Origin of the sequence: Crossiella sp. CA-258035, assembly GCF_030064675.1 — a bacterium.
Classification (GTDB): domain Bacteria; phylum Actinomycetota; class Actinomycetes; order Mycobacteriales; family Pseudonocardiaceae; genus Crossiella.
Genome location: NZ_CP116413.1, coordinates 5944416 through 5955581, shown reverse-complemented (window position 1 = coordinate 5955581; position 11166 = coordinate 5944416). Strand labels below are relative to the sequence as shown.

The 11166-nt window shown below is 72.0% G+C and carries 14 protein-coding genes; 8 read left to right on the top strand and 6 right to left on the bottom strand.

The genetic code is table 11. The features are described from left to right. The gene (locus tag N8J89_RS26785; protein WP_283659775.1) at positions 1–726 is read right to left on the bottom strand and encodes an ABC transporter ATP-binding protein; all 726 of its coding nucleotides are present in this window, start codon (positions 724–726) and stop codon (positions 1–3) included. A gap of 89 nt (positions 727–815) precedes the next feature. Here N8J89_RS26785 and N8J89_RS26780 point away from each other — a divergent pair, with 89 nt between their 5' ends. The 5 genes from N8J89_RS26780 (at position 816) to N8J89_RS26760 (ending at position 5731) form a co-directional block, all read left to right on the top strand. Then, entirely contained in the window at positions 816–2033 is a 1218-nt protein-coding gene (locus tag N8J89_RS26780; protein WP_283659774.1) for a sensor histidine kinase, read from the top strand. A 13-nt stretch (positions 2034–2046) separates the two neighbouring features. Then, positions 2047–2694 carry a response regulator transcription factor gene (locus N8J89_RS26775; protein ID WP_252484696.1) on the top strand — a complete coding sequence of 216 codons (648 nt, stop codon included), beginning with the start codon at positions 2047–2049 and terminating at the stop codon, positions 2692–2694. Between the two features lie 90 nt (positions 2695–2784). Continuing rightward, positions 2785–3954, top strand: coding sequence for a lactate 2-monooxygenase (locus N8J89_RS26770; protein ID WP_283659773.1), 1170 nt, complete (start codon positions 2785–2787; stop codon positions 3952–3954). Beyond that, the gene (locus N8J89_RS26765; RefSeq protein WP_283659772.1) at positions 3951–4913 is read left to right on the top strand and encodes a 2-hydroxyacid dehydrogenase; all 963 of its coding nucleotides are present in this window, start codon (positions 3951–3953) and stop codon (positions 4911–4913) included. Before N8J89_RS26770 ends, N8J89_RS26765 begins: the two co-directional genes overlap by 4 nt. A gap of 575 nt (positions 4914–5488) precedes the next feature. Continuing rightward, a complete protein-coding gene (locus N8J89_RS26760) occupies positions 5489–5731 on the top strand; it encodes a response regulator transcription factor (protein WP_283659771.1) in 243 nt (80 codons plus the stop codon). On the opposite strand, the gene N8J89_RS26755 is transcribed toward N8J89_RS26760, so the two are convergent. From N8J89_RS26755 to N8J89_RS26735, 5 genes are all read right to left on the bottom strand, one after another. Next, positions 5724–6488: a class I SAM-dependent methyltransferase gene (locus N8J89_RS26755; protein WP_283659770.1), complete on the bottom strand. Its 765-nt coding sequence runs from the start codon at positions 6486–6488 to the stop codon at positions 5724–5726. The genes N8J89_RS26760 and N8J89_RS26755 overlap by 8 nt on opposite strands. A 19-nt stretch (positions 6489–6507) precedes the next feature. After that, positions 6508–6738, bottom strand: coding sequence for a hypothetical protein (locus tag N8J89_RS26750; RefSeq protein WP_283659769.1), 231 nt, complete (start codon positions 6736–6738; stop codon positions 6508–6510). Between the two features lie 69 nt (positions 6739–6807). Continuing rightward, entirely contained in the window at positions 6808–7035 is a 228-nt protein-coding gene (locus N8J89_RS26745) for a hypothetical protein (RefSeq protein WP_283659768.1), read from the bottom strand. Then, complete coding sequence (locus tag N8J89_RS26740) at positions 7032–7481, bottom strand: cupin domain-containing protein (protein WP_283659767.1); 450 nt, start codon at positions 7479–7481, stop codon at positions 7032–7034. The genes N8J89_RS26745 and N8J89_RS26740 overlap by 4 nt, the downstream gene beginning before the upstream one ends. Before the next feature lie 9 nt (positions 7482–7490). Then, positions 7491–8249 carry an SDR family NAD(P)-dependent oxidoreductase gene (locus tag N8J89_RS26735; protein WP_283659766.1) on the bottom strand — a complete coding sequence of 253 codons (759 nt, stop codon included), beginning with the start codon at positions 8247–8249 and terminating at the stop codon, positions 7491–7493. Positions 8250–8416: 167 nt separating this feature from the next. Here N8J89_RS26735 and N8J89_RS26730 point away from each other — a divergent pair, with 167 nt between their 5' ends. The 3 genes from N8J89_RS26730 to N8J89_RS26720 are packed head-to-tail and all read left to right on the top strand — an operon-like array spanning position 8417 to position 11138. Continuing rightward, positions 8417–9484, top strand: a complete 1068-nt coding sequence (locus N8J89_RS26730) for an NAD(P) transhydrogenase subunit alpha (protein ID WP_283659765.1) — start codon at positions 8417–8419, stop codon at positions 9482–9484. Continuing rightward, a complete protein-coding gene (locus N8J89_RS26725) occupies positions 9481–9771 on the top strand; it encodes an NAD(P) transhydrogenase subunit alpha part 2 (protein WP_252484708.1) in 291 nt (96 codons plus the stop codon). The genes N8J89_RS26730 and N8J89_RS26725 overlap by 4 nt, the downstream gene beginning before the upstream one ends. Continuing rightward, on the top strand, positions 9768–11138 hold the full coding sequence (locus N8J89_RS26720; protein WP_283659764.1) for an NAD(P)(+) transhydrogenase (Re/Si-specific) subunit beta: 1371 nt from the start codon (positions 9768–9770) through the stop codon (positions 11136–11138). Before N8J89_RS26725 ends, N8J89_RS26720 begins: the two co-directional genes overlap by 4 nt. Positions 11139–11166: the final 28 nt, after the last annotated feature.

Below are 11166 nucleotides of genomic sequence, written 5' to 3'. Positions count from 1 at the left end.
TCACCACTCCCCGAGGTGGGTCATCCGCTTGGCCACCTGGTCGGCGTCCGGTCCGTGCAGCTCGTCCACGAACCGGCCGTCGGCCAGGAACAGCACGCTGTGCGCGTGCGCGGCGGCCACCGGGTCGTGGGTGACCATCACCACGGTCTGGCCCAGCTCGTCCACCAGCTGCCGCAGCAGCCGCAGCACCTCCGCGCCGGTGCGCGAGTCCAGCGCGCCGGTGGGCTCGTCGGCGAAGACCACCTCCGGCCTGGCCACCAGCGCGCGGGCCACCGCGACCCGCTGCTGCTGCCCGCCGGAGAGCTGGCCCGGCCGCCGGTGCAGCAGCCCGTCCAGGCCGACCCGGCGCACGATCTCGTTGAGCCAGCCCACATCCGCGCCGCGCCCGGCGAAGCGCAGCGGCAGGGTGATGTTGTCGGTGACGCTGAGCGAGGGCACCAGGTTGTAGCCCTGGAAGATGAACCCGATCCGCTCGCGGCGCAGCTCGGTCAGCTTCGTCTCCGTCAGCCCGGTCAGCTCGGTCTCGCCGAGCCGCACCGAGCCGGAGGTGGGCGTGTCGAGCCCGGCGGCGCACTGCAGGAAGGTGCTCTTGCCCGAACCGGACGGCCCCATCACGGCGGTGAACCGGCCTCGCGGGATGGCCCTGCTCACCCCGCGCAGCGCCGTGGTCGTGTTGTCACCGCTGCCGTAGACCTTGGTGACCGAGTCCAGTCGTACTGCTGTCATGGCCACGACGGTAGGTTTCAGGTGATGCGCCGCGACATCCCGTGCGGTGCCGGATCAGGGGTGGAGCCAGCTCTACCACGGGAGGTCGGATGCGACCGGAGCTGCTGCGGGCAGGGCGGGCGATCCTTGGCTTGGCCCTCGGGTTCGCCACCGCGCTGGCCAGCCTGATGGTCCTGTTTGGACTGTTGATCTGCGTCATGCTGGTGTTCACCCTGCCGCTGCTGCCGCTGGTGGTGCGGGTGCAGCGCTGGCTGGTCGCGGTGGACCGCCGCCGGGTGGCCGCGCGCACCGGCAAGCCGGTGGAGGAGCGCTACGCCGAGGTCTCCGGCCACCTGCTGCACCAGGTCGTCACCGTGCTCACCGACCCGGCCACCCGCAGGGACCTGCGCTGGCTGCTGGTGCACGCCCCGGCAGGGATGCTGCTGGGCATACTCGGCTTCGCGGTGCCGGTCTCGGTGCCGCAGAACCTGGTGGTGCCGATGGTCTGGTGGCTGGTGCCCGGCGGGCTGGACAGCTCCTACGGCATCCACGTCGACTCCTGGCCCGCCGCGGGCCTGTCCGTGCTCAGCGCGCTGGCCGCCGCGCTGGTGTCCTGGTGGCTGCCGCCGAGGCTGGCCGACTGGGAGGCGGGCTGGGCGAGCAGGCTGCTCTCGCCGGGCCGGGCCAGCCTGGCGCAGCGGGTCGCCGAGCTGACCGCGACCAGGGCCGCCGCGCTGGAGGCGCACGGCGCCGAGCTGCGCCGGATCGAACGCGACCTGCACGACGGCACGCAGAACCGGCTGGTCGCGGTGGTCATGCACCTGGGCATCGTGGAGCGCGCGCTGCGCCGCGACCCGCCGACCGCGCTGGCCTCGGTGCTCACCGCGCAGAACGCGGCCACCGACGCGCTCATCGAGCTGCGCGAGGTGGTGCGCAGCATCTACCCGCCGGTGCTGGCCGACCGCGGCCTGGACGGCGCGGTGGACGCGGTGGTCGCCCGCTGCCCGATCCCGGCCACCCTCACCGTCACCGGCCTGCGCCGGCTGCCCGCAGCGGTGGAGGCGGCGGCCTACTTCGTCATCGCCGAGGCGCTGACCAACGTGGCCAAGCACAGCGGGGCCGAACACGCGGAGGTTTCCCTTGCCGTGCAAGGAGACCACCTGGTGATCGAGGTCCGCGACGACGGCCACGGCGGGGCCGAGGAGGCCAACGGCACCGGGCTGACCGGCATCCGCCGCCGGGTCGCCGCCTTCGACGGCCAGACCACCCTGTCCAGTCCCGAGGGCGGCCCCACCGTGCTCGGCGTGCGCCTGCCGACCGGAACCTGAGAGGATCACCCCCGTGCGGATCATGATCGCCGAGGACGACGCCCTGCTCCGCGAGGGCCTGACCCTGTTGCTGCGCAGCGAGGGCCTGGACGTGGTCACCGCGGTCGAGCACCCAGAGCAGTTGCTGGCCGCGATCGACGCGGACACCCCGGACGTGGCCGTGGTCGACGTCCGGCTGCCGCCGACCTTCACCGACGAGGGCCTGCGCGCCGCGGTGGAGGCCCGCCGCAGGCACCCGGAGCTGGCCGTGCTGGTGCTCTCCGCGTACGTGGAGGACAGCTACGCCGGCGAGCTGCTGGCCAGCCCCGGCGGCGGGGTCGGCTACCTGCTCAAGGAACGCGTCGGCAAGGTCGCCGACTTCCTGGACGCGCTGAACCGGGTCGCCGCCGGCGGCACCGCGCTGGACCCGGAGGTGGTCTCCCAGCTGCTGGTCCGCCGCCGGGCCGACGACCCGATCCGCTCGCTGACCGCCCGCGAGCGCGAGGTGCTGGCGCTGATGGCCGAGGGCCACTCCAACACCACCATCGGCGAGATGCTGGTGATCAGCGCGGGCGCGGTGCACAAGCACATCGGCAACATCTTCACCAAGCTCGACCTGCCCAGCACCGACGGCGCGGGCCACCGCAGGGTGCAGGCCGTGCTGGCCTACCTGCGCGCATGACCCGGCTCACCGCGGGGTGGACAGCGATCACGGCTGCGGCCAAGACTGTTACCGGGGAGTAGCACGACCCAACCGGTGCGAAGGAGCGTCATGGCTGGTCAGTACGGTGCCTACCAGAACGAGATCTACCTGCAGGGCCTCGCCGACCAGCGACCGCCGATGAGCACCGACCCCACCACCCTGGAGGCGATGGCCAAGGGGCTGATGGACCCGGGCCCGTTCGGCTACGTCGCCGGCGGCGCGGGTTCCGGGGCCACCGTGCGGGCCAACCGGGCCGCCTTCGACCACTGGCGGCTGGTGCCCCGGATGCTGCGCGAGGCCACCCAGCGCGACCTCACCACCACCGTGCTCGGTCAGCAGCTCCCCGCCCCGGTGCTGCTCGCGCCGATCGGCGTGCAGGCGATCGTGCACCCCGACGCCGAGTCCGCCACCGCCCGCGCGGCCGCGGAGCTGGGGCTGCCGATGATCCTGTCCACCGCCTCCTCCAGCACCATCGAGGAGGTGGCCGAGGCCAGCGGCGAGGGGCCGCGCTGGTACCAGCTGTACTGGCCCAACGACGACGAGGTGTGCGCCAGCATCCTGCGCCGGGCCAAGGCCGCCGGGTACACCGCGCTGGTGGTCACCCTGGACACCTGGACCCTCGCCTGGCGACCCACCGACCTGGACCAGGCCTACCTGCCGTTCCTGCGCGGCATCGGCACCGCGGTCCCGTTCTCCGACCCCGCCTTCCGCGCCGGGCTGGCGAAGACCCCCGAAGAGGACCCGCAGATGGCGATCCTGCGCTGGGTCGGGCTGTTCACCGGGCAGGACAAGAGCTGGGACCGGCTCTCCTTCCTGCGCGAGCACTGGGACGGGCCGATCGTGCTCAAGGGCATCCAGCACGTGGAGGACGCGCGACGGGCCGCGGACGCCGGGATCGAGGGCATCGTGGTGTCCAACCACGGCGGCCGCCAGGTCGACGGCGCGGTCGCCTCCCTGGACGCGCTGCCCGGCATCGCCGAGGCCGTCGGCGACCGCCTGGACGTGCTGTTCGACTCGGGCGTGCGCACCGGCGCGGACGTGCTCAAGGCGCTGGCGCTGGGCGCGAAGGCGGTGCTGCTCGGGCGGCCCTGGGTGTACGGGCTCGCGCACAGCGGCGAGGCCGGGGTGCGGCACGTGCTGCGCTCGATCCTGGCCGACACCGAGCTCACCCTCGGCCTGGCCGGGCACCGCACCCCCGGCGAGCTGGACCGGGACGCGCTCGCCGAGGTGACCCGGTGAAGGTCCTCGCGGTGCTGTCCCCGCACGTCGGCGGGACCAAGCTCAGCGGCATGCTCGCCGCGGCCCTCGGCGACGGGTTCGAGCTGACCGCGGTGGAGGAGGCTGGGGCCAACCCGGTCGCGCTGCGCGAGGCCGGGGTCATCCTCAGCGCGCTCGCCCCGGTCACCGCCGACCACCTCGCCGGGGCCGGGCGAGCCAGGCTGATCCAGTGCGCCAGCCACGGCTTCGACCACATCGACCTGGCCGCCGCCCGCGCCGCCGGGATCACCGTGTGCAACATCGGCTCCACCGGCGCCGAGGCCCAGGACGTGGCCGAGCAGACGCTGTGCCTGATGCTCGCGCTGGCCAAGCAGCTCATCCCCGGCCACAACGCGCTCGTACAGGGGGAGTGGGCGCTGCCGCGCTTGCAGTTCAGTATCACCGAGCTGTTCGGCAAGACCCTCGGCATCGTCGGCTTCGGCGCCATCGGCCGCGAACTGGCCAAGCGCGCCAAGGCTTTTGACCTGCGACTGGTCTGTGCCACCCGGCGCGGCCTGCCCGCCGAGCTGGCCGAGCGCCATGAGATCACCGAACTGCCCCTGGACACGCTGCTCGCCGAGTCCGACTACGTGTCCCTGCACCTGCCGCTCACCGAGGCCACCCGGCACCTGATCAACGCCGACCGCCTGGCCCTGATGAAACCCACCGCCATCCTGATCAACACCGCCCGCGGGGCCCTGGTCGACCAGGAGGCGCTGGCCGCGGCCCTGCACGCGGGGCGGCTCGGCGGCGCGGGCCTGGACGTCTTCGACCCGGAACCGCCGCCGGCCACGCTGGCCCTGCTGCGTGCGCCCAACGTGGCGCTGTCCCCGCACGCGGGCGGGGTCACCAGGGAGTCCATGCTGCGCATCGCCGCCGCGGCCCTGGACAACGTGCGCCGCTTCGCCCAGGGGCAGGCGCCCGCCGACGTGGTCAGCTGACTGCCCGCTACAGCGGACAAAGAACCACCGTTATTTTCCGCTGGGCAAAAGGATTTTTGATGACAAACAGCGCCGAAACCAAGCTAGTTAGGCCACTGAGGCAACCAACTCGGTCATCATCTCCGGCACCCATTGGCGCATTCCGGTGCCCGCTCCGCGGCTGAACCATGCCCGCTTTCCGCCCGTTTCCGGACAACGATTGCCCACCCGGACGGCCAGCGGCAACTGGACAAAGCCCCCGGAGCACGCTTCGGCCATCCAGACCAACCGAGCCCAACCGGACCCTGAGTCGTCCGACCCAGCGACACGCCTGCCCGTTTCCCGCCCGACTCGCCGAGGAAGCGCTCCCACCTACGGTCGCCGATCCACACGTGTTGATGTCCGCACCCGGCCGTTCCCGGCACCGGCAAGATCGCAACAAGCCCGGAAGCCGACGCTGCCGATCTTGGACAGCCGGTGCCAGACTGGCCGTGCTAGCAGGGGCTGAGCTGCGGCGGACGCGGGTGTCGGCCAATGGCCCCAGGCGAGACCAGGGGGCGGTGTGCGTGCCCCCGCGGTGTGAGGAGGCCCTGAAGATGATGTTGCAGACGAGTCAGGCCCAGCGTCCGGCTGGGCTGCCCGAGGACCTGCTCGATCCCCAGGCGCGGGCCCTGCTGTCGCTGATGTGCTCCGGCTGCACGGACGAGTCGATCGCCCGCCAACTGGGCATCAGCCCCCGGACCGTGCTGCGGCGGATCCGGACCCTGATGGACCGGGCCGGCTGCACGACCCGGTTCCAGCTGGGTTGCCACGCCGAACGCAGGGGCTGGCTCAACTGAGCGGTTTCCGCGCCTCGATCAGAAAACGGGTGGTGTGCGCCAGGAATGAGCCCTCGGACTCGATCCGTTCGTGCAGTCGCCGGAGGTCCGGCAGGTATTCGGCGACCGTGAACCCGGGCACCATCCAAATCACCTTGCGCAGGAAGTAGACCACCGCACCGATGTCGTGGAAGACGGTGCGCAACGACTCCATCCGGAGATCCAGCACCTGAAGTCCGGCAGCCTCGGCCGCCGCGCGCGCCGCCTCCGGATGCCGCCCGTTGCGCACCTCTTCCGGCTGCGGCCCGAGGAAGAACTCCACCAGCTCGAACACGCTGGCCGGCCCCACCTGCTGGGAGAAGTAGGTGCCGCCGGGCGCCAGCACCCTGGCGATCTCGGCCCACCACACGGTCACCGGATGACGGCTGACCACCAGGTCGAAAGTGTTGTCCTCAAACGGAAGCGGCGGCTCGTCGGCATCCAGCAGCACCTGCGCGCCCCGGGGTTCCAGCAGCGCGCGGGCCTTGGCCAGGTTCGGCTCCCAGGACTCGGTGGCGAAGGTCCGCTCGGCCAGCCGCGGCACCCCGGCCAGCACCTCGCCGCCGCCGGTCTGGATGTCCAGCGCGACCTCGGCCCCGGCCATGCGTTCGCCCATGGACCGCTGGTAGCCCCAGGAGGGCCGCTGCTCGGTGGCGCGGCCGTCCAGCCAGGAGAAGTCCCAGCCGTCGACCGGCACCGAGTCGGCCTCGGCCACCAGTTCCTCGAAGCTCCTGCCCATGCGGGCATCCTGGCACCGGTCACGGCTCGGGGCGACCGGATAACCGCCAGGCGTCGAAGGCCTCGATGCCGCTGATCCCGTGGTCCAGCACGGCCCGGTAGACCTCGAAGCGACTGGGCGGCCAGCTCGGTCTTGATCTCCAGGGCGCGCGGCTGGTGTCGTCCAGGCGCGGGGCCAGGGTGCGCAGGTGTTCGAGGTCGGGCTGGCGGTCCGGCCGGTCGACGAACCAGAGGTCGAAGGTCGAGGGCACGTTCCGCAACGACACCGGGGCCTGAAACACTGACCTGCACCACCCGGACGGCCTCTACCTGGGCCTGCGCTACCGCGCGAACACCGGCCAGGACTGGACCGCCGCGTGCGTGGCCGCGTCCAGTGCCGGGCAGGCCACGGTCAGGTCCAGGTCCCGCCGGACCATCAGCCCCAGCGCGGCACTGCCCACCAGGGTCGGTTCCCCGGCCACCGCCAGCCGCTGGGCCAGCTCCAGTTCGGCGAGCACCGCCTCGGCCTCAGCCCGGACTTCCGCTTGCCGCGCCAGCAGATCCGTCATTTCGGCGACAGCCTGCGGATCTCCTCGGCGTGGTCCGGATAGGACAGTGCCAGCTCGTCCCCGACCGGGAAGTCCACTACGTCGTCGGTGTACGGCGGGGCCATGAACGTGCCCAGCAGCGACCACTCGCCCACCGGCTCACTCGCCTGCCAGGTGCCCGCCGGAACCACCACCTGCGGCCGCTGCCCGGCCGCCAGGTCAAGCCCCAGCACCGGCCGCTGCACCCGCCCGTCCGGGTGCAGCAACAGCATCCGCGCGGGCGAACCGGCGTGGTAGCTGAACACCTCGGGGTGGGCCAGGCGGTGCAGGGCGGAGAAGTTGCCGCCGGTCATCAGGTAGTAGATGCCGGTGCCCTGCTCGGTGCGCCAGGTCTGCGCCCAGTAGCCGCCCTCCACGGGCAGCGGCTGGAGGCCGAGCTCGGCGATGATCTGTTCCGGTGTGAGCACGGGAAGTCCTTACCAGTTCGGGTGGGTGGACATGCCGCCGTCGACCACCAGGTTCTGCCCGGTGATCCAGGAGGCCAGCGGCGAGGCCAGGAACACGCAGGCGTTGCCCACGTCCTCCGGCTGACCGAGGCGGCCCAGGGGAGCGGCGCGGTGCCAGCGTTCGACGCCCTCCGGCCACTGGGTTTCCAGGCCCTCGCGGTGCAGCAGGCCGGGGCTGACCGCGTTGACCCGGATGCCCAGCGGGCCGTACTCCAGCGCGGCGGTGCGGGTGTGCATGAGCAGGGCGGCCTTGGCGGTGCTGTAGTGCGCGTGGCCGAAAGCCGGTTGGCTGCCTTCGATCGAGGCGATGTTGACCACCGAGGAGCCGGGGTCCATCCGGCGGACGGCGGTGCTGGTGGTGAGGAAGACCGCGTCCAGGTTGGTGTCCAGCACCTCGCGCCACTGGTCGAAGGTCATCTCTGGCAGCGGCTGCACCGGTTGCACGGCGGCGTTGTTGACCAGGGTGTCCAGTCGGCTGAAATGGTCCACTGTGGACTCGACGAGGTGCCGGACCTGGTCGGGGGAGAGCAGGTCGGCGGGCAGGGCCAGCGCGTTCGTGCCGCGGTCCTGGAGCTCGGCGACCAGGGCGTGCGCCTGGGTGACGCTGGTGCGGTAGTGCACGGCCACGGCGGCGCCCGCCTCGGCGAAGCGGCGGGCCAGGCCGTGGCCGAGGCCGCCGGCCGCGCCGGTGATCAGGGCGACGGTGCCGGAGAGGTCGGGGAGGGTCACCCGTTGACCGTATCGGCTACCGCCGTCCGAGTGGTTCGGGCCGCCGCGGATGATCTCCGGCAGGCGTGGAAGCCGCAGAACAGCGGGGTTCCAGCCGCCAATGGGGGTCAATACGGTGAAACGGGAAATGTGGTCCAGATCACCGTACGTCCGTTACGGTTGGCGCTGTGAAGGTCGGAGTACCCGCGGAGTCGCGGGCCGGCGAACGCAGGGTTGCCTGTCTGCCAGGGACGGTTCCCCTGCTCACCGGCGCGGGACTCACCGTGCTCGTGCAGTCCGGCGCCGGTCACCACGCCTGCGCATCCGACGATGACTACCGCGCCGCCGGGGCCCAGCTCACCGAGGACCTCGGCGCGGCCGACCTGCTGGTCGGCGTGCAGCCACCCGACCCGGCCGTGGTGCGGGCCGGGACCACCGTGGTCAGCCTGTTCGTGCCACCCGAGGACGCGCTGACCGCGTTGCGGGACAAGGGGATCACCGCCTACAGCCTGGCGCTGCTGCCCCGGATCACCAGGGCACAGGGCATGGACGCGCTGTCCTCCCAGGCGCTGGTCGCCGGGTACCGCGCGGTGCTGCTGGCCGCGGAACGACTGCCGCGCTTCCTGCCCATGTTCACCACCGCGGCGGGCACCATCGCGCCGGCCAAGGTGCTGGTGCTGGGCGCTGGAGTGGCTGGGCTGCAAGCGATCGCGACCGCGCGGCGGCTGGGCGCGGTGGTCTCCGCCTACGACGTGCGGGCCGCGGCCGCGGAGGAGGTGCGCAGCCTGGGCGCGCGGTTCCTGGAGCTGGAGCTGGGCAGCCAGGACGGCGCGGGCGGCTACGCCGCCGCCCAGTCCGAGGACTTCCTGACCCGCCAACGGAAACTGCTCACCACCCAGGTCGCCGCCGCGGACGTGGTGATCACCACCGCCGCGGTGCCCGGAAAGAAGGCCCCGGTGCTGGTGACCGCGGACATGGTGGCCGGTATGACCCCCGGCTCGGTGCTGGTCGACCTGGCCGCGGAGTCCGGCGGCAACTGCGAGCTCTCCGTTGCCGGGCAGGAGATCCGGCACGGCGAGGTGACCGTGCTCGGCGCGCTCAACCTGCCCAGCGGCATGCCCGCGCACGCCAGCGCGCTCTACGCCCGCAACATGGCCAACTTCGTCCGGCACCTCACCGTGGACGGCGAGCTGCGCGCCGACCCGCTGGCCGATGAGATCCTGGCAAGCTGTTGCGTCACAAAGGAGGCGACGTGACCAGCGAGATCAGTCTGCTGACCATCTTCCTGCTCTCGGTCTTCCTCGGGTTCGAGGTGGTGTCCAAAGTGGCCACCATCCTGCACACCCCGCTGATGTCCGGCGCCAACGCCATCCACGGCGTGATCCTGGTCGGCGCGATCCTGGTGGCGGGCAAGGCGGAGAGCACCGTGGAGCTGGTGCTGGCGCTGCTCGCGGTGGTCTTCGCCACGGTCAACGTGGTCGGCGGGTTCGTCGCCACCGACCGGATGCTGAGCATGTTCGGCGGCAAGGAGCGCAGGCGATGAGCCAGGATCTGGTGCACCTCGTCTACCTGCTCGCCGCGCTGTGCTTCATCCTGGCGCTCAAGGGTTTGAGCACCCCCAAGCATGCCCGCACGGCCAACGCGGTCGGCGCGCTGGGCATGCTGTTCGCGGTGCTGGTCGCCTTCTTCGACGGCCGGATCGGCAACGTGGGCTGGATCCTGGCCGCCATCGCCCTCGGTGTGGTCGTGGGCGTGCCCGCGGCCCGCGCGGTGAAGATGACCGCGATCCCGCAGATGGTCGCGCTGTTCAACGGCGTTGGCGGCGCGGCGGCGGCCCTGGTCGCGCTCACCGAGTTCCTGGCCACCCCGGGCAGCACCGGCATGCGCGCGGCCACCGTGTTCGGCGTGCTGGTCGGCAGCGTCAGCTTCTCCGGCAGCCTGGTCACCTTCCTCAAGCTCCAGGAGCTGATGACCACCCGTCCGGTGACCCTCCCTTATGGACGGTCCACCGCGATCGGCGTTTCGGTGTTGTGCCTGGGTTTGGCGGTGGCCGTGCTGCCCACCGCGTCCACCGGGCTGGTGATCGGGCTGACCGTGGCCGGGCTGCTGCTCGGCGTGCTGTTCGTGCTGCCGGTCGGCGGCGCGGACGTGCCGATCGCGATCTCCCTGCTCAACGCCTTCACCGGCCTGGCGGTGGCCGCCTCCGGCTACGTGCTGGGCAACACCCTGCTGATCGTGGCCGGCACCCTGGTCGGCGCCTCCGGCACCCTGCTCACCAGGCTGATGGCCAAGGCCATGGGCCGCTCGCTGACCAACATCCTCTTCGGCGCCTTCACCGCCACCGCGGTCGGTGGCGGCGGACCGGCCGAGTCCCGCACGGTGCGCGCGGGCACCCCGGAGGACATCGCCATCCAGCTCGGCTACGCCCGCACCGTGGTCGTGGTGCCCGGCTACGGCCTCGCGGTCGCCCAGGCCCAGCACGTGGTCCGCGAGCTGGCCGACCTGCTCGCCGCGCGCGGGGTGGAGGTCGCCTACGGCATCCACCCGGTCGCGGGCCGGATGCCGGGCCACATGAACGTGCTGCTCGCCGAGGCCGATGTGCCCTACGCGCAGCTCAAGGAAATGGAGGAGGTCAACCCGCGGCTGGCCAGCACCGACGTCGCGCTGGTGATCGGCGCGAACGACGTGGTCAACCCGGCCGCCCGGGACCAGCCGGACAGCCCGATCTACGGCATGCCGATCCTGGACGTGGACAAGGCCGAGTCGGTGGTCTTCCTCAAGCGCTCCATGCGGCCGGGGTTCGCCGGGATCGAGAACGAGCTGCTGTTCAACCCGCGCACCACCCTGCTCTTCGGCGACGCCAAGGACTCGCTCGCCAGCCTGGTGACCGCAGTGAAGCAGCTGGCCTAGCGTTGCGCCCTTCCGGTGACACGGCTGG

Excerpts from the sequence above, each read along its gene's own strand:
- N8J89_RS26785 (WP_283659775.1), bottom strand. The coding sequence starts at position 726 with ATGACAGCAGTACGACTGGACTCGGTCACCAAGGTCTACGGCAGCGGT.
- N8J89_RS26780 (WP_283659774.1), top strand. The coding sequence starts at position 816 with ATGCGACCGGAGCTGCTGCGGGCAGGGCGGGCGATCCTTGGCTTGGCC.
- N8J89_RS26770 (WP_283659773.1), top strand. The coding sequence starts at position 2,785 with ATGGCTGGTCAGTACGGTGCCTACCAGAACGAGATCTACCTGCAGGGC.
- N8J89_RS26760 (WP_283659771.1), top strand. The coding sequence starts at position 5,489 with ATGATGTTGCAGACGAGTCAGGCCCAGCGTCCGGCTGGGCTGCCCGAG.
- N8J89_RS26755 (WP_283659770.1), bottom strand. The coding sequence starts at position 6,488 with ATGGGCAGGAGCTTCGAGGAACTGGTGGCCGAGGCCGACTCGGTGCCG.
- N8J89_RS26745 (WP_283659768.1), bottom strand. The coding sequence starts at position 7,035 with ATGACGGATCTGCTGGCGCGGCAAGCGGAAGTCCGGGCTGAGGCCGAG.
- N8J89_RS26720 (WP_283659764.1), top strand. The coding sequence starts at position 9,768 with ATGAGCCAGGATCTGGTGCACCTCGTCTACCTGCTCGCCGCGCTGTGC.